At 71.9% G+C, this 25,476-nt stretch carries 29 protein-coding genes; 14 read left to right on the top strand and 15 right to left on the bottom strand.

The window, feature by feature from the left end; all coding sequences use genetic code 11:
* Nucleotides 1–60 precede the first annotated feature (60 nt).
* On the bottom strand, nucleotides 61–285 hold the full coding sequence (locus ACWGDE_RS07165) for a DUF6461 domain-containing protein (protein ID WP_453387979.1): 225 nt from the start codon (nucleotides 283–285) through the stop codon (nucleotides 61–63).
* Nucleotides 286–960: 675 nt separating this feature from the next.
* On the opposite strand from ACWGDE_RS07165, the gene ACWGDE_RS07160 reads away from it, so the two are divergent.
* The 3 genes from ACWGDE_RS07160 to ACWGDE_RS07150 all read left to right on the top strand — a co-directional run bounded on the left by ACWGDE_RS07160 (nucleotide 961) and on the right by ACWGDE_RS07150 (nucleotide 3,753).
* Nucleotides 961–1,527, top strand: coding sequence for a hypothetical protein (locus ACWGDE_RS07160; RefSeq protein ID WP_453387978.1), 567 nt, complete (start codon nucleotides 961–963; stop codon nucleotides 1,525–1,527).
* A 316-nt stretch (nucleotides 1,528–1,843) separates the two neighbouring features.
* A complete protein-coding gene (locus ACWGDE_RS07155; RefSeq protein WP_453387977.1) occupies nucleotides 1,844–2,857 on the top strand; it encodes an SPFH domain-containing protein in 1,014 nt (337 codons plus the stop codon).
* Nucleotides 2,854–3,753: a hypothetical protein gene (locus ACWGDE_RS07150; RefSeq protein WP_453387976.1), complete on the top strand. Its 900-nt coding sequence runs from the start codon at nucleotides 2,854–2,856 to the stop codon at nucleotides 3,751–3,753. The genes ACWGDE_RS07155 and ACWGDE_RS07150 overlap by 4 nt, the downstream gene beginning before the upstream one ends.
* Before the next feature lie 279 nt (nucleotides 3,754–4,032).
* Here ACWGDE_RS07150 and ACWGDE_RS07145 read toward each other — a convergent pair whose 3' ends face one another.
* The 5 genes from ACWGDE_RS07145 to ACWGDE_RS07125 form a co-directional block, all read right to left on the bottom strand.
* The gene (locus tag ACWGDE_RS07145; protein WP_453387975.1) at nucleotides 4,033–4,569 is read right to left on the bottom strand and encodes a hypothetical protein; all 537 of its coding nucleotides are present in this window, start codon (nucleotides 4,567–4,569) and stop codon (nucleotides 4,033–4,035) included.
* A gap of 44 nt (nucleotides 4,570–4,613) precedes the next feature.
* Nucleotides 4,614–4,811 carry a hypothetical protein gene (locus tag ACWGDE_RS07140; protein WP_453387974.1) on the bottom strand — a complete coding sequence of 66 codons (198 nt, stop codon included), beginning with the start codon at nucleotides 4,809–4,811 and terminating at the stop codon, nucleotides 4,614–4,616.
* 46 nt (nucleotides 4,812–4,857) lie between these two features.
* On the bottom strand, nucleotides 4,858–5,364 hold the full coding sequence (locus tag ACWGDE_RS07135; RefSeq protein ID WP_453387973.1) for a DinB family protein: 507 nt from the start codon (nucleotides 5,362–5,364) through the stop codon (nucleotides 4,858–4,860).
* A 142-nt stretch (nucleotides 5,365–5,506) separates the two neighbouring features.
* Nucleotides 5,507–5,743: a hypothetical protein gene (locus ACWGDE_RS07130; protein ID WP_453387972.1), complete on the bottom strand. Its 237-nt coding sequence runs from the start codon at nucleotides 5,741–5,743 to the stop codon at nucleotides 5,507–5,509.
* A gap of 74 nt (nucleotides 5,744–5,817) precedes the next feature.
* Nucleotides 5,818–5,991 (bottom strand): hypothetical protein, encoded by a 174-nt coding sequence (locus ACWGDE_RS07125; protein ID WP_453387971.1) that lies wholly within the window; start codon nucleotides 5,989–5,991, stop codon nucleotides 5,818–5,820.
* Nucleotides 5,992–6,163: 172 nt separating this feature from the next.
* Here ACWGDE_RS07125 and ACWGDE_RS07120 point away from each other — a divergent pair, with 172 nt between their 5' ends.
* Entirely contained in the window at nucleotides 6,164–6,553 is a 390-nt protein-coding gene (locus tag ACWGDE_RS07120) for a cadmium resistance transporter (RefSeq protein ID WP_453387987.1), read from the top strand.
* Between the two features lie 329 nt (nucleotides 6,554–6,882).
* On the opposite strand, the gene ACWGDE_RS07115 is transcribed toward ACWGDE_RS07120, so the two are convergent.
* Nucleotides 6,883–7,425: an alpha-ketoglutarate-dependent dioxygenase AlkB gene (locus ACWGDE_RS07115; RefSeq protein ID WP_453387970.1), complete on the bottom strand. Its 543-nt coding sequence runs from the start codon at nucleotides 7,423–7,425 to the stop codon at nucleotides 6,883–6,885.
* A 121-nt stretch (nucleotides 7,426–7,546) separates the two neighbouring features.
* Nucleotides 7,547–8,569, bottom strand: coding sequence for an alpha/beta hydrolase (locus ACWGDE_RS07110; RefSeq protein ID WP_453387969.1), 1,023 nt, complete (start codon nucleotides 8,567–8,569; stop codon nucleotides 7,547–7,549).
* Between the two features lie 742 nt (nucleotides 8,570–9,311).
* Between ACWGDE_RS07110 and ACWGDE_RS07105 the strand changes: the two genes are divergently transcribed.
* The 4 genes from ACWGDE_RS07105 (at nucleotide 9,312) to ACWGDE_RS07090 (ending at nucleotide 10,955) form a co-directional block, all read left to right on the top strand.
* Nucleotides 9,312–9,473 carry a hypothetical protein gene (locus ACWGDE_RS07105; protein WP_453387968.1) on the top strand — a complete coding sequence of 54 codons (162 nt, stop codon included), beginning with the start codon at nucleotides 9,312–9,314 and terminating at the stop codon, nucleotides 9,471–9,473.
* Nucleotides 9,470–9,817: a hypothetical protein gene (locus ACWGDE_RS07100; RefSeq protein ID WP_453387967.1), complete on the top strand. Its 348-nt coding sequence runs from the start codon at nucleotides 9,470–9,472 to the stop codon at nucleotides 9,815–9,817. The genes ACWGDE_RS07105 and ACWGDE_RS07100 overlap by 4 nt, the downstream gene beginning before the upstream one ends.
* Before the next feature lie 99 nt (nucleotides 9,818–9,916).
* Nucleotides 9,917–10,309, top strand: coding sequence for a GPI anchored serine-threonine rich family protein (locus ACWGDE_RS07095; protein WP_453387966.1), 393 nt, complete (start codon nucleotides 9,917–9,919; stop codon nucleotides 10,307–10,309).
* Between the two features lie 208 nt (nucleotides 10,310–10,517).
* Entirely contained in the window at nucleotides 10,518–10,955 is a 438-nt protein-coding gene (locus tag ACWGDE_RS07090; protein ID WP_453387965.1) for a glutaredoxin domain-containing protein, read from the top strand.
* A 58-nt stretch (nucleotides 10,956–11,013) separates the two neighbouring features.
* Here the strand turns inward: ACWGDE_RS07090 and ACWGDE_RS07085 are convergent, their stop codons facing one another.
* Nucleotides 11,014–12,459, bottom strand: coding sequence for a glycosyltransferase 87 family protein (locus tag ACWGDE_RS07085; RefSeq protein ID WP_453387964.1), 1,446 nt, complete (start codon nucleotides 12,457–12,459; stop codon nucleotides 11,014–11,016).
* Between the two features lie 114 nt (nucleotides 12,460–12,573).
* Here ACWGDE_RS07085 and ACWGDE_RS07080 point away from each other — a divergent pair, with 114 nt between their 5' ends.
* Both ACWGDE_RS07080 and ACWGDE_RS07075 read left to right on the top strand, forming a co-directional pair.
* Nucleotides 12,574–13,716 carry a molybdopterin-dependent oxidoreductase gene (locus ACWGDE_RS07080; RefSeq protein ID WP_453387963.1) on the top strand — a complete coding sequence of 381 codons (1,143 nt, stop codon included), beginning with the start codon at nucleotides 12,574–12,576 and terminating at the stop codon, nucleotides 13,714–13,716.
* A 14-nt stretch (nucleotides 13,717–13,730) separates the two neighbouring features.
* The gene (locus tag ACWGDE_RS07075; protein ID WP_453387962.1) at nucleotides 13,731–14,147 is read left to right on the top strand and encodes a hypothetical protein; all 417 of its coding nucleotides are present in this window, start codon (nucleotides 13,731–13,733) and stop codon (nucleotides 14,145–14,147) included.
* Nucleotides 14,148–14,228: 81 nt separating this feature from the next.
* Here ACWGDE_RS07075 and ACWGDE_RS07070 read toward each other — a convergent pair whose 3' ends face one another.
* The 3 genes from ACWGDE_RS07070 to ACWGDE_RS07060 are packed head-to-tail and all read right to left on the bottom strand — an operon-like array spanning nucleotide 14,229 to nucleotide 16,218.
* On the bottom strand, nucleotides 14,229–14,888 hold the full coding sequence (locus ACWGDE_RS07070; RefSeq protein WP_453387961.1) for a class I SAM-dependent methyltransferase: 660 nt from the start codon (nucleotides 14,886–14,888) through the stop codon (nucleotides 14,229–14,231).
* Complete coding sequence (locus ACWGDE_RS07065) at nucleotides 14,885–15,505, bottom strand: TIGR04282 family arsenosugar biosynthesis glycosyltransferase (protein ID WP_453387960.1); 621 nt, start codon at nucleotides 15,503–15,505, stop codon at nucleotides 14,885–14,887. Before ACWGDE_RS07065 ends, ACWGDE_RS07070 begins: the two co-directional genes overlap by 4 nt.
* The gene (locus tag ACWGDE_RS07060) at nucleotides 15,502–16,218 is read right to left on the bottom strand and encodes a glycosyltransferase family 2 protein (protein ID WP_453387959.1); all 717 of its coding nucleotides are present in this window, start codon (nucleotides 16,216–16,218) and stop codon (nucleotides 15,502–15,504) included. Before ACWGDE_RS07060 ends, ACWGDE_RS07065 begins: the two co-directional genes overlap by 4 nt.
* A 123-nt stretch (nucleotides 16,219–16,341) precedes the next feature.
* On the opposite strand from ACWGDE_RS07060, the gene ACWGDE_RS07055 reads away from it, so the two are divergent.
* Nucleotides 16,342–17,136 (top strand): response regulator transcription factor, encoded by a 795-nt coding sequence (locus tag ACWGDE_RS07055; protein ID WP_453387958.1) that lies wholly within the window; start codon nucleotides 16,342–16,344, stop codon nucleotides 17,134–17,136.
* Nucleotides 17,129–18,238 (top strand): sensor histidine kinase, encoded by a 1,110-nt coding sequence (locus ACWGDE_RS07050; protein WP_453387957.1) that lies wholly within the window; start codon nucleotides 17,129–17,131, stop codon nucleotides 18,236–18,238. Before ACWGDE_RS07055 ends, ACWGDE_RS07050 begins: the two co-directional genes overlap by 8 nt.
* A 94-nt stretch (nucleotides 18,239–18,332) precedes the next feature.
* Here ACWGDE_RS07050 and ACWGDE_RS07045 read toward each other — a convergent pair whose 3' ends face one another.
* Nucleotides 18,333–19,397 carry an NAD-dependent epimerase/dehydratase family protein gene (locus tag ACWGDE_RS07045; RefSeq protein WP_453387956.1) on the bottom strand — a complete coding sequence of 355 codons (1,065 nt, stop codon included), beginning with the start codon at nucleotides 19,395–19,397 and terminating at the stop codon, nucleotides 18,333–18,335.
* A 275-nt stretch (nucleotides 19,398–19,672) separates the two neighbouring features.
* Between ACWGDE_RS07045 and ACWGDE_RS07040 the strand changes: the two genes are divergently transcribed.
* Entirely contained in the window at nucleotides 19,673–23,302 is a 3,630-nt protein-coding gene (locus ACWGDE_RS07040) for a protein kinase domain-containing protein (protein WP_453387955.1), read from the top strand.
* A 17-nt stretch (nucleotides 23,303–23,319) separates the two neighbouring features.
* Here ACWGDE_RS07040 and ACWGDE_RS07035 read toward each other — a convergent pair whose 3' ends face one another.
* Complete coding sequence (locus ACWGDE_RS07035) at nucleotides 23,320–23,775, bottom strand: RpiB/LacA/LacB family sugar-phosphate isomerase (RefSeq protein ID WP_453387954.1); 456 nt, start codon at nucleotides 23,773–23,775, stop codon at nucleotides 23,320–23,322.
* Between the two features lie 127 nt (nucleotides 23,776–23,902).
* Here ACWGDE_RS07035 and ACWGDE_RS07030 point away from each other — a divergent pair, with 127 nt between their 5' ends.
* A complete protein-coding gene (locus tag ACWGDE_RS07030) occupies nucleotides 23,903–24,109 on the top strand; it encodes a hypothetical protein (protein ID WP_453387953.1) in 207 nt (68 codons plus the stop codon).
* Nucleotides 24,110–24,123: 14 nt separating this feature from the next.
* Here the strand turns inward: ACWGDE_RS07030 and ACWGDE_RS07025 are convergent, their stop codons facing one another.
* Nucleotides 24,124–25,236: an alcohol dehydrogenase catalytic domain-containing protein gene (locus tag ACWGDE_RS07025; protein WP_453387952.1), complete on the bottom strand. Its 1,113-nt coding sequence runs from the start codon at nucleotides 25,234–25,236 to the stop codon at nucleotides 24,124–24,126.
* Nucleotides 25,237–25,476: the final 240 nt, after the last annotated feature.

Genomic DNA, 25,476 nt, shown 5'->3' with positions numbered 1-25,476 from the left:
GTCGGAACTACCGAACCGTTCCTGTCGGTTCTCGTGGGCAGAACCGGCGGACGGCCGATGTCATCGGATGTGGACGGTGGCACAGGTGAACGTCGTGTCCTGGAGCAGCTTCGAAGTGATGGCGACGCCCGTGATGTGTTCCGCCAGAGCGAAGGCGGCTGGTGAGGAGAGGTCCGTATCGGCTTCCGGTGCGTTGTTGCCGAAGTGGAAGCCGATATCAGTCATGACGTCGAGGAGTTCGTCGGGCACCCTCGTGAACGTCGTACTGGGCGAAGGCGGCGTCAACGACTTCGGGGTGCCGCGAGGGCGGCGCGCGGAGGCGTCTGGGCCCGCGCGCAGAGCGCGACGTTCGATCAAGCGCCCCTTTCCCCAAGTTGGGCAAGGCCTCGGGAAAGGCCGCAGGGGCCGCCGTGGTGGTGGCCCCTGCGGGTTGTGCAGGTACGGGCAGTGGTTCGCTCAGAGAATCCAGGACTCGTCTACGGCGCCCGGGAGGAAGGAACCGGCCTCGACATTGTGGAAGCGCGGAGCAGCGGACGAGTTGTCTGTGATGGACACGTCCTGGAAGTCATCGGCGTGGGCGGGGCTGGCTGGCCAGCGACAGGGCGGCGGCTGCGAGAACAATGGCAGATGCAATACGTTACGCACACCCTGCGGGTCGATATGAGGACAGGCGTGACCTGATGGGCCATGCGAAGAGATTCGACCAGGCTCGAATTCCAGGAGAGGTCATCCAAGCCCATGATCTCCTGGGGCTGCGGGTTCGAGGGTCGAGCTGGTGAGGATGTCGATGGCCTCGGCGAGCCGAGCCGGCGCCTTGGGTAATTGCGTGAACTTGGTTTGGGAAGCAGGGGTTCTGTCAGTCATCTTGCGATGCCGTAAGACCTGAAATATGGGATCGGTCAAACCCTGAACCCGCCGGGCAGGTATTTCCGTACCGCAGCGATCTCTTATCTTGGTGCCATGGGGGAGACGAACGCGAGCAGGCGGGGCGAGTTGACGCACGAGGATGTCCACGCCGGTGAGCACGGTGCCCGCGCTCGGTGCTTGCCCGAGCCGTGGATGTGCGAGGTCTTCCATCTCGACGGCAGCCTGCGGGACATTCGGGTCCTCGACACGACCCGCGTCGACTGGATCGCGGTCCTCGAGCACCTGCGAGTCGTGGCCGACGAGACCGAGGTGGAGCATTCCTACCCCGGGCTCGATCCCGTGCATCCCGCCGTCGCCGACCTCTTCCGTGTCTGGGCAGACGAACCGGAGGGCCAGGAGGACAGCTTTTGTTTCCGGGCTCGCTTCGGCGCCGTGTGGTTCTCCGCCTGGCCCGCCTTCGAGGAGGAGATCGAGTTCTCCGTCTGGCCCGAGGACGTTCTCGACGGGGCGGGGGTGGCTGCTGTGCTGCGGTTCCTGGTCGAGGTCGCGACGATCAGTCAACGACGGGCCCTGCTGACCGCCGAGGTGGTTCTGTATGACCCTGAGCTGCCGACGCTCATCTCCCACGATCCTGCCACCGGCCTCACTTCCCATATCTGAGGGAGCCTTGCGGACGTTCACGTGGCTCGGCTCTGTCGGGGATCTTGCATGTCACATGGTCGGGGGCCCGGGAGTGCGCGTTGGCGTAGCCGGCCGCGGTCTTCTCGGCCGTGAGTCACGCACGTGGGGAGTTGGATGCGGGTGACCTGGCCCTCGCGCGGCCGGAGCTGCCCGGGGTGGTCCGTCGGGCAGGCCGAAGACCCGTACGGGCGGCTTGCGTTGCTGCCTGGGTAGCGTCGGCTGCCCTCTTTTCGTCCTCTTGACGATATGGGCAGGTCTCGTTATCGTCGCATTGACGAAATGAAGGGGGGCCGCCATGGCCGACATCACCCGCCGCTTCGGCTGGCGTCATCTGCGCTCCGCGCCCACCACCCACATCCGCTACCACAAGCGCGGCCGGCTGCTCCAGGACGGGCGAGGGCTCAGTTTCTGGTACCGGTCGCTGTCGGCTGCGCTGTCCGAAGTGCCGGTCGACGACCGGGAGTTGGCCATGGCGTTCCACGCCCGTACGTCCGACTTCCAGGACGTCGCCGTGCAGGCCACCGTCACGTACCGGATCAGCGACCCGGCCGAAGCCGCGGACCGACTCGACTTCTCCGTCGACCCGGACACCGGGATCTGGCGCGGAGCGCCCTTGGAGCAGATCGCCACGCTCCTCACCGAGACCGCGCAGCAGCACACGCTGGACGTACTGGCCCGGACTCCGCTGGCCGTCGCCCTGGTGGACGGCGTCGCCTCCGTACGGGGGAGCGTCAGCGCCGGTCTCGCCGCCGAGCCCAGGCTCCCGGCCACCGGCATCGATGTGGTGGCCGTGCGGGTCGTGGCGATCCGTCCCGAGGCCGAGGTGGAGCGCGCCCTGCGCACCCCGGCCCGGGAGCAGATCCAGCAGGAGGCGGACCGGGCCACCTACGAACGGCGGGCCGTCGCCGTCGAGCGTGAGCGCGCCATCGCCGAGAACGAGCTGGCCAGTCAGATCGAACTGGCCAGGCGCGAGGAGCAGTTGATCGACCAGCGCGGAACCAACGCCCGTCGCGAGGCGGAGGAGAAGGCGGCGGCGGACGGCATCCGGACCGAGACGGAGGCGGCCCGCAAGGTCAGCCTGGCCCGTGCGGACGCCGAGGCGGAGCGCGAGACGGGCGCGGCGCGCGCCGAGGTCCAGGCCGCCTGGCTCCGCGTGCACGACGAAGCCGGCCCGGGCACCCTGCAGGCCCTGGCGGCGACCCGGCTGGCGGAGAACCTGCCGCGGATCGAGAGCATCACGCTGTCTCCCGACGTCCTCACCGGTCTCCTCTCCAAGCTCGGACGCCCGGAAAGCGGCGCGGGCGCGTGAGCCTGGCCCCACGGGCGGTGCTCGTGCACCGCAGGACCGAGTACGAGGAACTGCTCGCGCGGTACGGGACGCACGGGCAGGCCGCGTTCTTCCTTTCCAGCCGGGGCCGGTCGATCGACGAGGTGGTCCGCCGCCACGAACGCACGCAGCAGGCGTTGCGGGAGGTGGCGGCGGCGGTGCCGCTCACCTGGCGCAGCTCGCGGGTGGAGCGGGCCGACCTGGACCGTTTCCTGTTCGCCCCGGAGGACGTGGTGGTCGTGGTCGGCCAGGACGGCCTGGTCGCCAACACCGCGAAGTACCTGCACGGGCAGCCGGTCGTGGGCATCGACACCGACCCGGGGCGAAACCCGGGGGTCCTGGTCCGTCACCGCTGCGCCGACGCGGCTGCGCTGCTGCGTGCGGCCATCGCAGCCGGGGTTCGGGTGGAGGAGCTGACCATGGTCGAGGCCGTCGCCGACGACACCCAGCGCCTTCTCGCACTGAACGAGATCTACCTGGGCTCGCCCGGCCACCAGACGGCCCGCTACCGCCTGGGTTCCGCCGACGACAACGGCCCGGGGGAGGCCCAGGCATCGTCCGGGGTGCTGGTGGGCACCGGCACGGGCGCCACCGGCTGGCTGCGTTCCCTGTGGCTGGAGCGCGGAAGCTCGGCGGGGCTGCCCGCACCCTGCGAGCGGCGGCTCCTGTGGTTCGTACGGGAGGCGTGGCCCTCTCCCGCGACAGGAACGACGAGGGTCGCCGGTGAGCTGGGGCGGGGGGAAGGGCTGCAACTGACCGTCGAGTCGGACCGGATCGTGGTGTTCGGCGACGGGATGGAGGGCGACGCCCTGGAGCTGACCTGGGGCCAGAGCGTACGGCTGGGCATCGCTGACACGTCACTGCACCTCGTGACGTGAGTGTCCTCGATGCCGGGAATCCGCTGCCGCCTGCGCGCACCCGACGATGTCGTGCACTCCCGTATCGGGTGTGCGACATCACCTCGGAAGTGAGCCTCCGTCAGCTTGACGTCGCAGGGAGGCCGCGGGGGAGGGCGGGCGGCAGGGCGGGCGCCAGGGCGGTTGGCAGAGCCAAAGAACAGCCGGAGCGACGGCGGGTGGGCAGAGGCTTCCGCAGAGGATCGCGTGGGTGATCCGCGGCCGGTCCAGGGGACAAGGAGTTCAGTTCAAGCCGTGCGCTCAGGGACCGCTGTTCCCCTCGAAGTCGCCCAGGTTGATGAAGCTCACCCGCTTCTCCCAGGTATCCCACGTCACGTGTTTCCGAGCACCCCAGTAGTAGGCCTCGTAGCTCATGAGGTCGCCGTACGCCTCATTCTCGTGTGTTCGATCAGGCTGACCGAACACCGTCAGGAACTCCTCGTACGAGGTCAAGTGCGCGAAGTGGGACAGATGCGGGCCGGTGATCGCGAAGCCGACCACTGATCCGGCGCGCACTTTGTAGTTGATCTCGTCGGAGCCGTAGAGGAAGCCGTCCGACCCGACCACGTCGTCGATGACTTCATCCAGCGTCAGACTCCGTCCATCAGCGTCGTAGTACTCGCTTTCGATGGCGGTCCCACCGCGATACCGAGCGATGATGGAGGACAGGCCGCCCTCGATGCGCAGCCGCGGAACGGTGACGGCCGGCGCTCCCAGGGAGATGCCGTTCACCTTGACAGCGGCGAGGTCGAGGTGCGGCCGGGACAGCAGGTCCAGGTTCTCGAGTATCTCGATCATCGTTGGAGTCTAGAGGGACCCGTCAGGGGCTTGATCTTCGCGATTCAGGAGACGTGCCCGTGCCCGCCCCTGCACGTGCGACGGCCGGAGCCGACGGCCTCGCCGTACGCCTGCGCGCCCGAGACCGTCCCGTTCACGGGCGCGCACGTACCGGACGCCAGCTCGTGGCCCGACTCCGACCGGGCGGCCACGCACCCGGCGGCGACGGCCGGGCAGACCGCGAGGGCCGGCGAGCCCGGCACCGACGCCTCGACCCGGCTCTGGCTCCGCCCGTGCTCTCCGGCGGATCTAGTAGCCGGTCTGGCCGTCGAGCATCTCGCGCAGGATGTCCAGGTGGCCGTTGTGGCGGGCCGTCTCCTCGGTGAGGTGGAGGAGGATCCAGCGCAGGTCGACATGGATACCGTTGCGGATGGTTCCCTTGGCCCGGGTGTCCAGGCTGTGTCCGGCGACCAGTTCGCGGTAGCGGGCGCTCTGGTCGGCGTACTCGTCGAGCAGCTGCGTGAGCGGGAAGTCGACGGCGATCCGCATCTCACGGTCGGGGTCCTCATCGGTCCAGGGGCCCCGGTCCTCCTCGCCGAGGAAGACCACCTGGAACCAGTAGTACTCGACCCAGCGGAGGTGGTTGATCAATCCGCTCATGGTCATCAGGGGCGAGCTCGGCAGGAGCGCCTTGCGGGCGTTCTCCTCGGAGACGCCGTCGCACTTGGCGCGGGTGGTGCCACGTGCGTAGTCGAGAAACGTGGTGAGCTGGGTGCGCTCGTCCCACGCGGGCGGTGTGTCGTCGATTCTGGTCATCGTGCGAAGCGTCCCCGATCATGCGACCGATGTCGAAGTATTTTTCGACGGGTCCAAGCTGTTCCACCTGGCTCCTTGTCCGGCAGGTCGCTACAGCGATGCGGCGCCGGTGGGCCGCTCGGCATGTTCCGGCGGACAGACCCTAGGGCTTGGGCTCGACGATGTTGCCGTTCTTGTCCATCGGGAGCGGGCCGGCGGGGCGGATCTGCCCGGTTCGGCTGAGTTCGCGGATGCGGTCCGCTGTGAACGGTTCGTTCGTATGGTGGACGGCCGGCTCCTGGACGACGGTGTCGGTACCTGGGGACTGGGCGAATCCGAGGAATGCGGCTGCGGCGGCTGCGGTGGCGAGTGCCGCCGGTAACACCTTCATCGTGGGCACAGAGGTCTCCAGGACGTGGTCCGTGTGCTGCGAGGGGAGGAGCAGCGGATCTGTTCCTCCCCCTGTTCTACTGGCTAGCCGATGGCGCCGTACACGGCGCGGGCTTGTGCGCCATGTTCGGAGGAGTACGTGAAGTTCTCGACCCGGGTCCCGTTGGCGTCGGCCATGCGGTGGCTGTTGGAGCCGACGTTCCGTGCGTCCGTGGTGAGGTCCTTGACCACAGGGCCGTCGGACGCGCCGTGGTCCATTTCGCGGTGGCGGCGCTCCTGATGGACTGCGTCTCGTCATCCGCGGCGGGGGCTTCGGCCGGGTGGGTGAGCGCCTCCTTCACCCGACCGCGCCACCGGCCCGGATCCGGAGGCTGGACCGTACGTGCCGCAGGGACAGCACCGAAGCAGTCGGCGGTGACATCACCGGCCCCTGGCCCGCCCGCAGTTACCGCTCGCGCTGGGCATCAAATCCGCCTGGCAGGCCTGGAAGGACCACGGCGACGGGGACGGGGAGGAGGCGGAGCAGGCCGAGGAGGGCGGGCCGAGCCCGCTGGAGGTCGCCGCGGTCACCTTCGCCAACGGCGGCGACAACATCGGCGTCTACGTGCCCGTCTTCGCCACCGCCGGCATCGGCGGGATGAGCCTGTACGCCGTGGTGTTCCTCGTGCTGGTCGCGGTGTGGTGCTGTGCGGGACGGTTCTTCGCCACCCGTCCGGTCATCGCCAAGGCCCTGGCCCGCTGGGGCCACGTTCTGCTGCCCGTCGTCCTGATCGCCCTCGGGCTGCTCATCCTCATCGAGGGCGGCGCCTTCGGCCTGTGAGCCGGCGGCACCCTGGCGTTGGGCATCCGCCTGCCGGAACCTCCCCCCACCCGTTGAGGACCTGGCGTGCGCGCTCCCGGGACTGCGACGACGTGCCCGTCGGGGCAGCTTCGCCTGGAGGTTGGCGACTGGTGTGGACCGGTCGTCGCCGACGATCACCTGGACCTTGACCCCCTCCTCATGGGCGCCGAGCAACGCCTTCGTCACCTCGGGATCCCAGTGAAACCGTCGGGCCGTTGAAGAGCGCGCCGGTGACCACAGGCGGTCCGAAACGGGGCAGGCCCGTGCAACTGGCCGTGCGGGGCTACGTCGGAATCGATGATCCACGGTCAATTTGCCTGGGCGGCCTCCGGAACGAAGTGGCGGAAGGTGAGACTGACGCGGCGGCCGGCCGTGCGGTCCCGGGGAACGGCGTGGGTCCAGCCGGCCTGGGTCACGGCGGTCATGAGGAGCAGCGAGCCGTGCTCGAGGGCGAGTTCCTCGCGGTGGGCCCGGTCGAGGCTGCGGAAGGCGAGCCGGCGTGTCGCGCCCAGGGAGACGATCGCGATCGAGCTGCCGGGGACGAGGCCGTCGTAGGAATCCTGGTGGAAGCCCATGGTGTTGTCGCCGTCTTCGTACAGGTTCGCCAGGCAGTTGTTGAAGGGATGACCGGCGTGCGCACTGGCACGGGCGCTGATCGCGGCGATCTGCGGGGGCATGGGAGCGGCGTCGTAGTGCTGGCCGGAGTAGTTGTACGGCAGGCCGAAGCTGGCGGTCCGCCGCGCCCGCATGCGTTCGTCCCACGTGACCTCGGCCAGGACGAAGGCGAGGTCGGCGTCGGGACCGGCCAATGCGCCCGCGTGGTAGCGGATGTCGAGGGGTGGCGGTGTCATCGGTTCTCCAGGAGGAACGACCACATCGCGCGGCGCGGTGGTGTGGTCATCGTCGGTGCCGCTGTCCAGCAAGTATGCCGAGGGAGGGCGCGGTTGAGGTCGGGAGGGCGACGTCGCGGCGTCAGCCGGTGGCGACGGGGCCGATCATGCGCTTGCTGATCCATTCGAGGGGGCCCTGGAAGAGTCCGTCGGCGTACTTGGTGCCGCTGTGGCCGGCGTTGGGGATCAGGTGGAGGTCGGTTTCGATGGGCCCCTTCGTGATCCTGTCTTTGAAGGCTTTGACCTCGGCGCCGGATTCCTTGTCGCCGAGGAGGAAGGACAGGTGGACCTTGGGCCCGTTCCTCTTGATGAGCTGCTGGGCGAGGTACTCGGGGCTGTTGGCCTGCTTCTCCTTGTCGAAGCCCTTCCAGAACGGCGAGTCGGGCGCGGTGTCGGGGCCGCCGGCCACAGCGGTACTGAACCGGTCGGGGTGTTGCAGGACCATCTTCATGCCCACGTATCCGCCGGCGGAGGACCCGAAGAATCCCCAGCCGCGCGGGTCCTTGTAGGTGCGGAAGTTCTCCCGTGCGAGATCGGGGACGTCGTCGGACATCCAGGTGCCCATCTTCGGCTGGCCGGGGATGTCGCTGCCGTCCCAGTACTGGTCGAGCTTCGCGTTCAGGACCGGCATCATCACGATGAACGGCAGCGATTTGCCCTGGTCGATCTGTTCGGCGATCCGCTCCTGCAGTTTGAGGTCGGCTCCGAACCAGTAGTTCGTCGGGTACCCGGAGGCTCCGGGGAGCGCGGTCAGCACGGGGAAGCCGCTGTTGGCGTACTTCTTCTCCTTGTACTGCTTGGGCACCCACGCCCAGACCCGGCCCTCGAAGCCCGACTTCGGTCCCTTCAGGGTGGTCCACATGACCTGCGTGCCGTCCTTCAGTTCCCGCTGCAGGTTCCACTTGCGCACGTTGGCCGGCATCTGCACCGGGGCGGGCGCGCCGGGTGCGGTCGCGGAAGGTGCCGTGTCCTGACCGTTCTTCGCCGACCCTTCGGAAGCGCTTGAGCCGAAGGAGGCCTCCTCGGGGCCGCTGGAGCATCCGCTGGCGGTCAGGGCGGCGGCCAGCAGCACGGCGGGCACCAGGACGAGGCGGCGGGACTTCATGGGGCGACTCCAGAAGAAGCGGTGAACGGTGGAACGGTGGAACGGTCCCGAATGCCCGGCGTCCGGAAGGACGCCGGGCTCCGGGGGCGGGGGTGGGGCAGGTGGAGCTCTGGTTCGCCGCCGGCGCGGGGCTCGGCGGCGAGATGGTGACGGACGGTGTTCGGTGTTGTGGACACCGTCGGGCCCGCCAGCCAAGACGCACGACCAGCCGCAACGGTGCATTGATACTTTATGACCGTTTAGTGACAGTGTTCGGGAGGTGGAGTGGCAGGCAGGTCGGGCGGTGGGTGTCCGGCCTCACGCCCGCGGAGTTGTGCGCGCGGCGGGCGCGTCCCTGCACCGCCTTGGGAGTCCTTGGCGGGTTGCGTTCACGCCGCGCGAGGTCGGCCCCCGCCGCCTCCGCGGGTCGCGGGCGGTAGGCGGAGCCGGGTGCGGGCTGGGCGGGTACCAGGAGCTGGGAGACCGTCACGAAGGTGTACCCGCGGGCGCGGAGGAGGGGGGCGAGGTCCTCGGCGGCGGTAAAGGACGGGCCGTCCGATGATTCGGACATGGTGGATGCAGGGCGGCGGGATGGTCCTCGGCAGGGCTGGCGGCAGCCGTCCCCCGGTCGGCTCCCGGCCTCCGCGCTCCTGCCGGGGCAGGCGGACGAGATGCCGGGCCCCGTACGTGCGGCGCGGCACTTGTCCTGGCTCCTGGCCGTACTCGCCTTCGTCTGCCCCGAGGCGGCGCCGCACTTCGCTGGGTGTCGATCGCCGGCACGGTCATCACGGCCCTCGCCGCCCTCGGGAGCAGCGCCGGGGACGGCATGGGGCATGTCCACGGGCTGCTCGGCGGGATCGCCATCATGGCACTGCTGCGTCAGGGCAGCGCACGCGCATGGTTCGCCCGCCCGTCAGCGCGATGACCTCCCCGCACCCCGCGGCCGCGCCCCGCAAACCTGGCGCCCCCCATGTACTGCACCGCATCGGCAGTGCCTTGCTCGCCCTGGCGGGGCTCGTTATGGCGGCGGGCGCCGCGGGCCTCGCGATCGGCGGCGCCGGGATCCTCGCGTACGGCGGCGGCGCCCTCGCCTGCGTGCGCTTCGCGTGCTGGATGGCGCTGGTCGCCTTTCGCCGCAGGCTGACCCTCACCGGCAGCGAACTGCTCCTGGTCCAGCTAGTCGGGGAGCGCAGCAACCCGTTGGACCCGGCCACCGGCCTCGGCACCATAGGCGACTCCAAGCTCGTACCCGCCCTCACCCGCGACTGATACCGGCCCGCCCGGATATCAATTCGCCTTCGCGTGAAATGTCTGATTAATCTCTTCGGGGTCAGGGCACCACGACGACACCACGAGGATCGGACCTTCATGGGCATCACCACCGCGCTCCGCAACGCCCTCGGGCGCGCCAACGCGCTCCTCAGCCGCCCGAACGTGGCCGTCCTCGTCGGCGTCCCGGACAGCGTGCAGATCACCGCTCCCGCCCGAGGGGAGCAGTGGACCGTCGGTGAGAGCGTGACCGTGCGCTGGCGTCTCATCGGCGTCACGGGCCACCCGATGCACCTCACCCTCGTCACCCTCGACGGCACACGGACCCGCGAGGTCGCCGCACTCGCACGCGGCCTCGACCCGCGCTCGCTCACCGCCCGCGTCACCGTCCCCGACGTCCCCGCCGGCACCTACGCGGTCGCCCTGACCTCCGACGACCCGATGGACATCGTCAGCCCGCCCCTGACGATCGTGGCCGACCGAGTCCGGTAGGCGCGGGCGCGTTCGCGGCAGGCCCGTACCCGCCGATCGGTGGGGCTTTCGGTCACGCCGGGGCCGTCCTGGTCGTCCGTGGCGAGGGCCAACGCGAGCAAGGGAACCGAGTCGGCGTGTTGACGCTGGCCGGTGCTGCGTCCGGTGAACGCCCGGGTGAGCGGCCTGGTTCGAGGAGCATTTCGACCCATCGGTAGCCTGCGTCATCATGACGCGCACTTGGATCCTGCCGGTACTGCTCGTGCTCTGCGGCTCACTCGTTTCGACCGAGCTGCTCTTCAGCGGGCGCCCCGTCGAAGCGGCCGCAATCGAGCTGGGATTCGTGCTGCTCGCAGGCGTGAACTCGCCTCTCGTGTTCCCGAGACCGACCGGTGTGCTGGAGGCGCGGCGCCGGAGCGCGGTCGATGGCCGGCCCGTCGTCCTCTGGCGGCCGGGCTGCAAGTACTGCATACGACTGCGCTTCCGGCTGGGCCGCGACGCCCGTCAACTGCACTGGGTCAACATCTGGCGGGACCCGGCGGCAGCCGCGGAGGTGAGGGCGGCCAACGACGGCAACGAGACCGTGCCGACCGTCGTCGTGGAGGGCCGGCCACACACCAACCCCGATCCCGAATGGGTCCGCGAACAGCTCTCCCCCTCCACCTGATCAGAAACCGGGCGCAGCCCCCGCGCCGCGCGGGACCCTCCCTGGGTTCCCGGGCCGGTCAGGGGTTCACGCCGGACACGCACGCCGTGGCCTCGGCGCCCCTCACCTGCGCGCGCCGCCGGACCCAGGACATCACGAGGACGAGGGCCGCTGCCGCGCCGTACGCGATGTTGCTCAGCGACGGCTGGAAGTGGAGCGCCGGGGCGAGTACGTAGACAGCGGCGCCCGCGAGGGGGATGCCGAGCCATTCCCAGCGCCCGTCCAGGGCGACGAGTGCGATCAGGAGCAGCGCGTACCAGGAGTAGCCGGGGGTGAGGAGGGCGAAGGACCATCCGGTGACCAGCAGGGCGCCGCTCCAGGGCCGTCGCGGGTCCCCGCGCCGCATCACGTACACGGACACTGCCGCGACGATGACGAGCAGCACGGGGAAGGCCCAGGTGTCGGGCAGGACCAGGCGCAGGAGCGAGTAGCGGGATCCGGCCGAGGGGTCGTCGTAGCCCTCCTCCTCCACGTAGCCGCCGAGGTAGCCGAAGACCGAGCCGTGCGAGAGGAGGACGTACGGGAGGTATGCGAGTACGGCGAAGGCCGCGGCGGGCAGGAGCACCGCGGCCGCGTCACGGACGCGGCGGACCCCGGACAGGGCGCCGGGGAGGACGACGGCCGGCATCAGCTTCGTGGCGATGGCGGCGCCGATCAGCGCTCCGCCCGCCGCCCGGCGGGTCAGGGCCCGTGAGGCGACGAGGCCGAGTCCGGCGACCGTGAGGAGCACGCCCAGGACGTCGACATGGGCGTTGTTGACGGCCTCGACGGGGACGGCCGGGCACCAGGCCCAGTACGCGCACGTGCGGAGGTCGTCGCCGCGCCGTCGCAGGATCAGGAGGAGCGTGCCGGTGACGCCGAGGGAGATCAGGGCGGCGCCGATCTGGAGCAGCTTGTGGCGGGAGCCGGCGGGGGAGAGGCGGTCGACGGCGAGGTAGTACGCCTCGGCGACGGGCGGGTAGATGGTGTGGACTGCGGGCCTGTTGATGCGGGTGCAGTGGGGTGTGCCGCCGGTGTGGGGGATCGGGGCGAGGTCGGGGCCCGCGCACGCGGCGCCGGTGGGGAAGAGCCAGGGATCGCGGAGCCGGGCGAGCGCCGGGTCCTGCGGGGTGTGGTCGTACGGGGAGATGCCGGCGGACTGGACCCGGCCGTCCCAGGCGTAGCGGTAGGAGTCGGTGCTGGTCCGCGGCGGCCCCATCAGCCCGGTCAGCGTGACGGCGACGGCCCCCGCGGCGACCAGCCACGCGACGTGGCGGGCCGGGACCCGGCGCAGGGCCGACAGCGCGCCGGTGAAGGCCACCCAGCAGGCCGCGTACCAGCAGAACAGGCCGACGGGGTCGCTGGAATGACCCCCGTACACGACGGTGCGGGCGAGGAGCATCGTGAGTGCGGCGAGGGCCAGGGCGAGGGCCAGGGCGGTGGTCACCGGTGCGGTGCGAGGAGTGAGGGCGGTAGGGGCTTTCACCTGCGGAATCGTTCCAGGGATCGGCTCTCCCGTGGGCCGTGCCGTCCCGGACGTCCGTGATTCGTAAGGTGTTCCGGCAGCCTGCTCGGGCCTCGTCGGGGGTGTCATGGGGGCATGCGTTTCACCCTCCCCTCCGGGCCGCCCGTCACCTTCGAGGCGCGCCTGCACGATGCCCGTACCGCGACCGCCGTCGGCCGCTGGCTCGGCCTGGCCATGGCCGTCTGCTTCGCTACCGGTGTGCTGAGCCACTACGTCCAGCACCCGCCCGGATGGCTGGCCGACTCGCTGCCGAGCCGCCCGTACTGGGGTTACCGGCTCACCCAAGGTCTGCACGTGGCCTCCGGGATCGCCGCGGTCCCGCTGCTGCTGGCGAAGTTGTGGGCGGTCTACCCGCGGCTCTTCGCGTGGCCGCCGGTGCGATCGGCCCGCCACGCGCTGGAGCGGATCTCGGTGGCCGTCCTGGTCGCGGCCGGACTGTTCGAGCTGTTCACCGGGCTGCTGAACACCTTCCAGTGGTACCCCTGGCCCTTCAGCTTCGTACCCGTGCACTATGCGGTCGCCTGGCTCCTGATGGGATCGCTCCTGCTGCACGTCGCCGTGCAATGGCCCAGGATCCGCGACCACTTCACGCTCCGTTCCCCCGGAACCCTGGCACTGCCCGAGGCCGACGGGTCCGACCGCCGGCAGCTCCTCCTCGGCGTCGCGGCCGCGGTGGGAGCGGTCACGCTCACCACGGTCGGACAGTCCGTCACCGCGCTCGGCCGGCTGGAACTGTTCGGCCCGCGCAGCCCCGCGCACGGGGCCCAAGGGCTCCCCGTGAACCGGACGGCCGCCGCGGCCCGTGTCACCGAGGCCTCGCTGGCCGACTGGCGGCTGACCGTGGCCGGGCCGCGCCCGTACGTCCTCACGCTGGACGAGTTGCGCGCCATGGCGCAGTACGAAGTCACCCTGCCCATCGCCTGCGTCGAGGGGTGGAGCCAATCCGCCCACTGGACCGGGGTACGGGTACGGGACCTCCTGGAGCGGGCGGGCGGCGGCCCGGACGCACGGGCCCGCGTGGTTTCCCTCGAAGTGGCGGGCGCCTACCGGGTGATGGAGATGGGACGCCTCTACGCACAGGATCCGCTCACGCTGCTCGCACTGCGGCTGAACGGCGAGGTGTTGTCCCTGGACCACGGCTACCCGGCGCGGATCATCGCCCCGAACCGGCCCGGTGTCCTGCAGACCAAGTGGGTCGGCCGACTGGAGGTCGCGTGATGGATTTCCGATACGTGAGGAACTTCCGCTACGCGATGGGCGGCTTCGGGCTGGTGTGCGCGGCCTGGGGCGGGTGGCTCCTCCTCCAGCAGCCCGAGCCCTGGCGGATCGCCGTGTGGCTCGGGGGAGCGGTCGTGGTGCACGACGGGTTCGTCGCACCGCTCGTAATGGGGATCGCCGCCCTCGTCGCCGTGACGGGCCTGCGCCTGCGAGGGGTGCCGCGCGGAGCCTTGATCGTCGCGGGCTCCCTGACCGCGATCGCGCTTCCACCGCTCCTGCGTCCGGGGCGCGCGGCCAACCCCACCGTCCTGCCGCTCGACTACCTGCGCAACTGGCTGCTCGCCCTGGCCGCCATCGCGCTGTTCACCCTCGCGTACGTCGGTGTGCGTGCCGTGGCGCGCCGGGCGGGCCGGGAGCGCCGTCGGGCCTGATCGGGGCAGCTCTGGTCAGCGACTCGGGGTGGGATCCGCACGGCCGCGGATCCCACCCCGCTGTTCGCGGCTCGGCGGCCGTCAGCGCGTGAGGTGCACGAAGTGCCGGCCGGCCGTCTGCCAGGTGTCGTACGGGGTCCAGCCCGCGGCCTTCGCCTTGGCACACAGGGCGCGGGTGCCCAGCCGGGACCACCAGAAGCAGGCTCCGCGGCCACCGGTGCCGTCCTCGACGTACACCTCGACTCGTTCGTCGACCTCGGCGGTGGCGACCTCGACCAGCAGGGAGCCGCCGGGGGCGGTCAGTTCGGCGGCCCGGCGCAGCAGGGCGGCGGGGTCCCCGCCGATGCCGATGTTGCCGTCCATGAGGAGGACCGTGCCCCAGCGGCCTTCGCGGGGAAGCGGGTCGAACACCGACCGGCACAGGGCGCTGCCGCCCGCCCGCTCGGTACGGGCCACGGCCTCGGGGGTGACGTCGACACCGAGCGCGGTACGGCCGAGCCCGGCGAGGGCGGCGACCAGGCGGCCCGGTCCGCAGCCGATGTCGAGGACGGGCCCGGCGCACCGGGCCAGGACGGTGTCGTCGGCCGCGTCGGGCTCGGCGCACCACCGTTCGACTTCGAGCGGCAGCAGCCAGCCGTCGCGCCGGCGGAGGAACAGCGGCCCCTGCCCGGTGCGGAGGGCGTCCGCGTACGGGTCCGCCTGCCAGGCGCGCGTGGCGGGCTCGGCGAGCCGGGCGGTCATCGGGCCGCCGCGCACAGGCCGTGGTGCAGGGCGGCGAAGCGCGTGCGCGGGGCCGCGGCCGCGACCCGTTCCGCGTCGGCGGGCGTGTCCACGTCGCACAGCTCGGGCAGGTCCCGTACGAAAAGACCCGCATCGGTCAGGCGCCGCCGCTGCACCTCACCGGTGTGCACCACGGACATCGGGACGCCGAGCAGCAGGGCCGGGTCGGGGGCGGCGAGGCCGAGGGCCCAGAACCCTCCGTCGTCGGCGGGCCCGAACCAGGCGTCCGCCCCGGTGAAGTCGAGTCCGAGCGCGAGCAGACCCGGGGTGACCTGCGGGGTGTCCATGCCGACCAGCAGGGCCGGGCCTTCGGCCAGGGCGAAGGCGGCGGCCAGTCGGACGTCCAGGCCGCCCCCACCCTGCGGGACGACCTCGATGCCGTCCGGGATCCAGGGGCCCGGCTCTCCGTCGAGGGCCAGCACGCGTCGCGAGGCCGGGGTCGCCAGGACCGTCGCGAGGGTGTCCTGGAGCGAGGCGAGGGCCAGGTCGGCGGCCTGTTGCGGGGTGAACCGCGCGGTCAGCCGGGTTTTCACGCGCCCGGCGACGGGAGCCTTGGCGATGACGAGGAGGGTGCTCATGCGCGGACCCCTTCGGCCGGTGCGGGGCGGGCGCTCGGCGGCTCGGTCAGGACCTCGCGCATGTCCCGTACAGCGTGCCAGGTGCCCCGCCAGGTCCCGGTGACCTTGGACTTCCCGGATCGGGGGAGGTAAGGGACGTCCGTCTCGGTCACCTTCCAGCCCGCGTCGGCGGCCCGCACGACCATCTGGAGCGGATAGCCGCTGCGCCGGTCGCTCAGGTCCAGGCCGAGCAGTGCCTCGCGCCGGGCGACCCGCATGGGTCCGAGGTCGCGGAGCCGCAGTCCGGTGCGGCGGCGCAGCATGCGGGCCAGGGCGATGTTTCCGGCGCGCGCGTGCAGGGGCCAGGCGCCGCGTCCCCGCGGGCGGCGCCGGCCGAGCAGGAGATCCGCCTCGCCGGCGGCGACCCGCTCGGCCATGGGCGCGAGCAGGCCGGGGTCCATGGAGGCGTCGCAGTCGCAGAAGCAGACCAGTTCGGCGCGTGCGGCCAACAGCCCGGCGTGGCAGGCGGCGCCGAAGCCGCGCCGGGTCTCGTGCACGACGGTGGCGCCGAGGGAGCGGGCGATGTCGGCCGAGCCGTCGGTGGAGCCGTTGTCGACGACGATGGCCCGCCACCCGGCCGGCACCCGCGCCAGGACCCAGGGGAGGGCTTCCGCCTCGTCGAGGCACGGCAGTACGAGGTCCGCGCGGGGCGGACGACAAGCAGAAGGAGTCACCCTCCACACCGTAGGAACCGACGGGCGAAGAAGCGCGCCCGAAAGTCTTACGAAACACGGACGCCGCGCCCGACGGAGGCGCCCCCCGGTCCGCGCCGCCCCGCGGGGTGTCACTCTGGGGCCATGGCATCCAGTAACGAAACCGACCGCGGCCCGGCCTCCGGCGAGGCCGCGGGCCGCGTCCTGGTGGTGGACGACGACCCGACCGTCTCGGAGGTCGTCGCCGGCTATCTGGAGCGGGCGGGATTCACCGTGCACCGGGCCGCGGACGGCCCGTCCGCGCTGGAGACCGCCGCCCGGCACCGGCCCGACCTCGTCGTCCTCGACCTGATGCTGCCCGGCATGGACGGCTTGGAGGTCTGCCGTCGGCTGCGGGCCCAGGGGGACGGGAGGCGTTACCCGGCCGTGGTCATGCTCACCGCCCGCGGCGACGAGGACGACCGGATCCTGGGCCTCGAAGTCGGCGCGGACGACTACGTGACCAAGCCCTTCAGCCCGCGCGAGCTGGTCCTGCGCGTCCGGTCGGTCCTGCGCAGGACGTCGTCGGCGGTACCGGCCGGCGAACCCCTGCTCGCGGCGGCCGGACTGACCGTGGACCCCGCTGCCCGGCGGGCGACGCGGGACGGCGCTGAACTGGCCCTCACCCTCAGGGAATTCGACCTCCTCACCTACTTCCTGCGGCACCCCGGGCAGGTCTGCGACCGGGAGCGGCTGATGCGGGAGGTCTGGGGCTGGGACTTCGGCGACCTGTCCACGGTGACCGTGCACGTCCGCAGGCTCCGGGGCAAGATCGAGGAGGACCCGGCCGATCCGCAGCTGATCCGGACGGTATGGGGCGCCGGATACCGCTTCGAGGCGGACCCCTGCTCGCCCGCTCCTGCGGCGGCCGGCGCCCGTACGGAGGACGACCGTGCGTGACCTGATGCTGATCGCCCTGTACGCCTTCCTCGGCGCGGCGGCCGCCGGGATCCTCGGAGCCGTGGCGTTGCGGATACTGCGCCGGCGCAGCGTCGCCGCGTCCCTGGCGGTGGTCGCGGCGGTCGCCGTGTCCGCGATGCTCGCCGGGACGCTCGCGGTGGCGTGGGCGATGTTCCTGTCCTCCCACGACCTCGCCGTGGTGACCACGGTCGTCGCGATGGCCGCCGCGGTATCGCTGGGCACGGCGCTGCTGCTGGGCCGCCAGGTGGTCCGGCGCTGCCGGGAACTCGTCGTCGCCGCACGTGAGTTCGGGGAGGAGGGCAATTTCGAGGCGCCCGCCGTGCCGGCCCCCGCCGAGCTCGCGGCGCTGAGCCGTGAGCTGGCCCTCACCAGTGAGCGCCTCGCCGCCTCGCGTGCCCGGGAGCGGGCCCTGGAGACCTCGCGGCGTGAGCTGGTGGCGTGGATCTCGCACGACCTGCGGACCCCGCTGGCCGGGCTGCGGGCGATGTCGGAGGCGCTGGAGGACGGCATGGCCGCCGAACCGGCCCGCTACCACCGCCAGATGCGCGCCGAGGTGGACCGCCTCAACTCCATGGTCACCGACCTGTTCGAGCTGTCCCGCATCCATGCCGGAGCCCTGTCCCTGAACCCCACCCGGATCTCCCTCTACGACCTGGTGGGCGATGCGCTGGCAGGAACCGACGCGCTCGCGCGCGAGCACGGCGTGCGCCTGGCGGGTACGGGCGTGGCCCCGCTGCCGGTAGAGGTCGACGGCAAGGAGATGACGCGGGTCCTGTCCAACCTGCTGGTCAACGCCATCCGCCACACGCCGGCCGACGGTACGGTCGCGATCGCGGCGGAACGGCGCGCGGACGTGGTGGTGCTGTCCGTCACCGATGCCTGCGGCGGCATCCCGGAGGAGGACCTGCCCAGGGTCTTCGACACGGGATGGCGGGGCAGCCAGGCCCGTACCCCTCCCTCGGGAGCGGGCCTGGGCCTGGCGATCGTGCGGGGCATCGTCGAGGCCCACTCCGGGCGCGCGGACGTCCACAACGTGCCCGGCGGCTGCCGCTTCGAACTGACCCTCCCCGCACCCGCGTAGGCCGTGCGGAACCCGGCCGGCCGATGTCGGCCGGGTTCCGGGCTCAGCCGGTTCCAGGGCCCGGCCGGTTCCCGGGCTCAGCTGGTTCCCGGGCTCAGCCGGTCACACCGGCCGACTCGCGCTGGCCGGCCCGGGCGAACTCGGCCATCCCCTCGGCGAAGCCGACCGTCGGACGCCAGCCCAGCTCCGTGCGCAGCCGGGCGGAGTCGGCGGTGATGTGCCGTACGTCGCCGAGGCGGAACTCGCCCGTCACCACCGGGGCGGGTCCGCCGTGCGCCGCGGCCAGCTCGGCGGCCATCTCGCCGACCGTGTGCGGTTCCCCGCTGCCGGTGTTGTACGCGGCCGCCGTGCCCGCCTGCCGGGTGCCGACCGCCTCGAGTGCGACCACGTTCGCGGCGGCCACGTCCGTGACGTGGATGAAGTCCCTTCGCTGTGCGCCGTCCTCGAAGACCCGAGGGGCTTCGGACCGGGCGAGCGCGGAGCGGAAGAAGGAGGCCACGCCCGCGTACGGGGTGTCGCGCGGCATGCCCGGCCCGTACACGTTGTGGTAGCGCAGCGACACCGCGCGACCTTCCGCGCACCGGGCCCAGCTCGCCGCCAGGTGCTCCTGGGCCAGCTTCGTCGTCGCGTACACGTTCCGCGGATCCGTCGGCGCGTCCTCGCCGACCAGCCCCGGCGCGAGCTCGGCCCCGCAGTCGGGGCAGCGGGGCTCGAACCGGCCCGCCGTCAGGTCCTCGGTCCGGCGCGGCCCGGGGCGTACGGTTCCGTGCCGTTCGCACGTGTACCGGCCCTCCCCGTAGACCACCATCGACCCGGCGAGCACGAGGTTCCGCACCCCCGCGGCCGCCATTTCCGTCAGCAGTACCGCCGTTCCGAGGTCGTTGCAGCCGACGTAGTCGGGGGCGTCGGCGAAGTCCTTGCCGAGGCCGACCATGGCCGCCTGATGGCAGACCGCGTCCACTCCGCGCAGCGCGCCCCGGACCGCTTCGGCGTCCCGTACGTCGGCGCGGAGGAACTCGGCGTCGGGCAGCGGCGGGGTGCCGGGGTGGGCGGCGGGCAGCAGGGCGTCGAGGACGACGGGCTCGTGCCCGCGGGCCGCGAGGGCGGTGACGATGTGGGAGCCGATGAACCCGGCCCCTCCGGTGACGAGTACGCGCATGCTCAGGACGCTACGCAGCGCGGACCCTGCGGAGGGTCTCCCACGCGTGCACGTAAGACTTCCGTCATACGGGGGCGCCGGCAACGCCGACGGGCGTGGGGACACCCCTACCCCGTACCCACATGCTCGCCCCGTCCTCCGCGGTCCCGTACCTGTTCGAGGTCGACGCCTACGAGCCGCTCACACCTGCCCAGCAGGGCCTGCAGGCCCCCCTCGCCGTAAGGGGAGGGCGTTAGGATCCGGGATCGGTCGTCGGTATCGATCAAGGGGGATCCATGAGCGTGGGGGCGTCCGAGGTTCCCTGGCTGTGGCAGGTCGGGGACGTCGTTGCCGGACTCTACGAGGTGGCCGCCGTGCACGGCCACGGTGGAATGGGCTTGGTGTACAAGGTCCGGCACCGGGTCTGGGACGTCGACCTGGCGGTCAAGAGCCCGCGACCGGAGCGGTTTTCGGGCACCGCCGACCGCGAACGCTTCGTCGCCGAGGCGGAGTCGTGGGTGTCGCTGGGGCTGCACCCGAATGTCTGCGCCTGCCATTACGTCCGAACGCTGGGCGGAGTTCCGCGGATCTTCGCCGAGTACGTCGAGGGAGGCAGCCTGCGCGAATGGATCGACGACCGTCGACTGTACGAGGGCGGGCGCCAAGCGGCCCGGGCACGGATTCTCGACACGGCCATCCAGATCGCGTGGGGACTGGCGCACGCGCACGACCGCGGGCTCGTGCACCAGGACGTCAAGCCGGCCAACGTGCTCATGGACGGCGCGGGCGGAGCCAAGGTCACCGACTTCGGACTGGCCCGCGCCCGTTCCGTCACCGCTGCGCCCGACGGCGCGCCCGACGTCAGCGTGCTGGTGTCCGGCGGCGGCCTCACACCCGCGTACGCCTCCCCGGAACAGGCCACGGGACGCCCCTTGGGACGGCGTTCCGACATCTACAGCTTCGCGGTGTCGCTGCTGGAGATGTTCACCGGCGGGGTCACCTGGGTGGCCGGACCGGTGGCGGGCGAGGTGCTCGACCTCTACCGCGCCGAAGGACCGTCCGACCCGGACCTGCCCGCCATGCCGCCGTATCTGCACACCCTGCTGGCGCGCTGCCTGGACGAACGGCCCGAGCACAGACCCGCCTCCATGGCCGAGGTCGCCGGTCAACTGGCCAATATCTACCGGCGGGTGACGGGCGAGGAGTACCCGCGCCCCGCCCCGGTGGCAGCGGATCTGCGCGCCGACGAACTGGGCAACCGGGCCCTGTCGCTGCTCGACCTCGACCGTGAGGCCGATGCCGACACGGCGTTCGCGGATGCCCTCGCGGCCGACCCGCACCACCTGGAAACCGTCTACAACGCCGGGGTACGGCGGTGGCGGCGCGGCGCCGTCTCCGACGAAGAGCTCATCGCCGAGATCGAGGCGATCCGTACGGACACCGGCGACTCCTGGCAGGCCCGGCACCTGCTCGCCCAAGTGCACATGGAACGCGGCGACCTCACCTCGGCCCGCGAACTCCTGGGCGGGCCCGCGCAGGAGCAGCGGGAGGTACGGGCGACGCTGCGCGCCCTCGACTCCGGTGAGATCACGGACGCCCGTTGTGCCGGTACCCGTGAGATGCCCTGGCACCAGAACAGGCAGCCGCGCATCCAACTGCCGATCCGCCTCGGCCCCGACGCGACGCGGGCGCTGACCGGGGAGATGGACGGCACGGTGCGGCTGTGGGAGCTGGGCACCGGGCAGTGCCTCCTGACCCTGTCCGGGCACAGCGGGCCCGTGCGGTCGGTCGACCTCGGCGGGACGCTCGCGATCTCCGCCGGCCATGACGACACCGTCCGGCTGTGGGACCTCACCGACGGCCGGTGCCTGCGCGTGATCAACGCAAAGGCCGGAGCGGTCTCCTTCGGCCTGGGCGGGCGGGTCGCGCTCTACTCGGACTGGTACGGCCGCTCCCACGTGTGGGACCTCCGGGAGGAACGGATCCGGGGGACACTGGCGGGCTCCGGCGGGCTCCGCTCGGCGAGCGTGAGCCCCGACGGCCGCTGGGCGCTGATCGCCGACACCGGGTCCAAGCCCACCATCACCGTGTGGGACCTGGAGGACTGCGGTCCCCGGCACGTGCTGACCGGCCACAAACCAGGACTGGCATCCACCATCGGCTTCAGTGCCGACGGGCGCCTCGCCGTCACCGGGACCTTCAACGGGCCGATTCGCCTGTGGGACCTCGACGACGGCCGCTGCGTCGGCACCCTGGAGGACGTCCGCGCGGGCGGCACCGTATCGCTGAGCGCCGACACACGGTTCCTGCTGTCCGGCTCCGGCGCGTACCTGCGCTTCTGGGACCGGGACACCGGCCGCTGCGTGCGGACCTTCACGGCTCACAGGGGCGGGGTGCGGGCGGTCCGGGTCAGCCCGGACGGCAGGTCCGCGCTCTCCATCGGCGAGGACAACACGGTGCGCTGGTGGGACCTGCCGCACGGCTACCAGGCCGCGCCGGTCCTGAGCCGCCCGCGCCCGCACACCGAACTGAGCCGCCTCGGAGCGCGCGTGGACACCATGGTCACCGAGGCGAAGTCGGCCATGACGGCCGACCGCCTTCCCGCGGCGCTCGACCTGCTCACGCGGGCGCGCGACACCCCGGGACACGAACGGGCACCGGAGGTCATGTCCGCCTGGCGGGACCTGGGCAGGCGTTCGGTGAGGACGGGCCTGCGGGCGGCCTGGCCGTTGAAGGGCCTCACCGGCCACACCCGGGGCGTCAACGCCATCGACATCACCGTGGACGGCCGCACCGCCGTCTCCGGCGGCGACGACGGAACGATCCGGCTGTGGGACATCGAGGGCGGAATGTGCACGGCCGTGCTCAAGGGGCATACGAGTCAGGTGGACTCGGTGTCCCTGAGCCCCGACGGACGGCGGCTGCTTTCCGGGGACTGGAGCGGCGTCGTACGCCTGTGGAGGCTCGACACCGGTGAATGCCTCCGCACCTTCCCCGGCACCCACGCACTGCCGGACCTCCTGGTGCCGGAACCCGCCACCCGCGGGTGCGTACGGGGGGAATCGCTCATGGGCGCCGCGCACGTGGGGTTCAGCGCCGACGGGCGGACGGCGCTGGTCGGAGGCGCCGATGGCGGCGTACGGCTGTGGGACCTCGAAACCGGCCGCCACGTAAGAACCCTCAGGGCCGAGACCGGCGCACCGGCACGGAACGGCGGCGAGGAGGTCCAGGTCACCGCCCTCTGGACCGGACCAGACGGACACCTCGCCGCGTCAGCCGACCGGGGGACGATCCGCCTGTGGGACCTGGCCGACGGAGAGTGCCGCCGCGTCCTGCGCGCACCGGCGGAAGCCGGGTCGGTGTTCCGGGAGAACGTCACCGCGTTGTGCCTCAGTACGGACGGACGGTTCGCGCTCTCCAGCGGGCACGCGAACTGGCCGCTCCGGCTGTGGGACACCACGACCGGGGAATGCGTACGAGAACTCGAGGAACTCGGAGGCTGGGCCAAGCAGGCCCGGTTCACCGCCGACGGCCGCTTCGCGGTGGCCACCCACACGAACCGGGTCGGCGTCTGGGACGTGGAGAGCGGCACGTGCCTGCGTTCCCTCGAACTCTCCGGAGAGGGCCACGCGGCATCCCTCGCCCTGTCCCGCGACGGTCGTTTCGTACTCACCGGGGACACCGCGGGAAACGTCCGGCGCTGGGAGCTGGACTGGGAACTGGCCGCCCGTGAACCAGCCGACTGGCACGACGGCGCGACCCCGTACCTGGAGAACTTCCTCCGCCGCCACGGAACGCGATGGACGCCCGGCGACGAGGACGACCTCCTCCGGCTCCTCCAGCACGCCGGATACGGCTGGCTGCGGCCCGGCGCCATCCGGAGCCGGCTCGGCAGCGCGGCCGCTCGTGGCCCCGGGGGAGCCTGAGGTCCGGGAGCCGGTTCTCAGGGTGCGGTTCTGGTCCGGTCGAGCAGTTCGACGCGCGCCACGTTCTCCCGGTCCTCGGCGTCCGCGCTCGCCTCGGCGGCGAACCAGGCGTCGAGGATCTCCTTGAGCAGCGGTTCCGAGGTCAGGCGCAGGCTGAGCGCGAGCACGTTGGCGTCGTTCCAGCGGCGCGCACCGTCCGCCGTGTATGCGTCCGTGCACAGTGCCGCGCGTACGCCGGGAACCTTGTTCGCGGCGATCGAGGCGCCCGTACCGGTCCAGCAGCACACGACGGCCTGGTCGGCGTGCCCGGCGGCGACGTCACGGGCCGCGGCCTCCGAGCAGGCCGCCCACTGCGGATCGTCGCCGGGGCTCAGCGCCCCGTACGTCACCACATCGTGTCCGCGGTCGCGCAGTTGCCCGAGGAGCGCGCGAGCCACGGGTTCGTCCATGTCCGAGGAAACGGAGATCCGCATGATGCCGAGCCTAACCGGCCGCGGTACGGAGGACTCCCGACCGGGTGGGAGGGGACGTTGGCCCCTGTCCGCGGGGTTCGGGTGATCGGAGGCTGGACCTCTGTCAACCATCAGGAAAGAGGCGGTCATGGAGCACATCACCTGGACGGTCGCCGGCCGCACCATCAGCGTCTCGCTTCCGCCGACGAACGCGGAGTGGGCCTACAAGGGCATACGAGGCATCCTGGCCGTCCCCGCCACGCACCAGGGCCGCGGGCCCGAACCCCACCCCCTTCCCGAACCCAGGGAGGAGAACCCCGGCCTCAACGGCAGCGCGGCCGCGGCAGGGCTCTGACCCGGTGACCTCTGTCAGGGGACGACGACCAGGCGTCCTGTGACGTTGCCGGCGGCGAGGCGGGTCAGGGCCTCGTTGACCCGCTCCAGGGGGTACTCGGCCTCCACGCACCCGCGGACGAGGCCTGCCGCGGCCATCCGCATGACGGTGTGGGCGTCGGCGAGGGTGGCGCCGACGGAGCCGCGCACCTCGGTCTCCCGTACGACCACGTCGAGGACGTCGAGGGTGGAGGGCTTGCCCGTGTAGCCGACGAGGACGACCCGGCCCCGGGTGCCGGTCATCCGTACGGCCTGTCCCGGGGTGTGCACGTTGCCGACCGTGTCGACCGCCACCTGGCAGCCCTCTCCCGCGGTCGCCGCGCGGACGGCCGCGACCGTGTCGCCGTCGCCCGGGTCGATGACGGTGTCGGCTCCGTACCGGCGCGCCTGCTCCCTGCTCGGCGCGTGCGGGTCGACGGCGATGACGCGGGCTCCGTCGGCGACGGCCACCTGGACGACGGCGAGACCGACCCCGCCCGCGCCGATGACCACGAGGGTCTCGTCCGGGGCGGTGCGGGCCACGGTCCGGACGACGCGGACCGCGGTCGTTCCCGAGCAGCCGAGTACGGCGGCTTCGGCGAAGGACACCGTGTCCGCGATCGGTACGAGGGACCGGGCGTCGGCCAGGTAGTACTCGCACAGCCCGCCGTCGGAGTCGAAGCCCACCTTCGCCGCCGGGTCCGGGCAGAGGTTCGCCGAGCCGTCCGCGCACCAGGCGCAGCGCCCGCAGCCCTCGTAGTAGTACGCGAGGACACGGTCCCCGGGCGCGAACCCGGCTCCCTGACCGACCTCATCGACCTGACCGACCTCACCTACACGACCGACCTCACCGACATGTCCGCCCGCACCGACCGTGCGGACCTCACCCACCTCGGCGACCTCCCCGGCGATCTCGTGCCCGAGCACGATGGGCAGGCGGGGGGTGACGGCCGAGCCGTCCGCCAGGTGGAGGTCGGTGTGGCAGAGTCCGGCGGCCCTGACCCGGACGAGCACCTGTCCCGGACCCGGAACGGGGCGGGGGCGCAGCTCGATCTCCAACGGCTTGCCCAGAGAGTTCAGGACCGCTGCCGACATCACGCTGCCGGCCATCGCGACCTCCGGGATCGGGGAACGGGAACAGGGATCCGGCCCCCGTGGTTCGACGGCCTCCGGTCAGCGATCTTCACACGGCGACGGTCCCCGGGCTGCCAGCGCGGGCCGGATTGACGTTTCTTCCCCGGCTGACCTGGGGCGACGTCGATCGCTCCGCTCACCGGTTCACCCGATGGACGGACACACCCCGGCCACCGGAGAAGCGATCCGCACGTGCCCCGACCACCGGCACGGTCG

The sequence above is a fragment of the Streptomyces sp. NPDC054956 genome (assembly GCF_053609185.1).
This window is presented reverse-complemented; position numbering and strand designations above follow the sequence as displayed.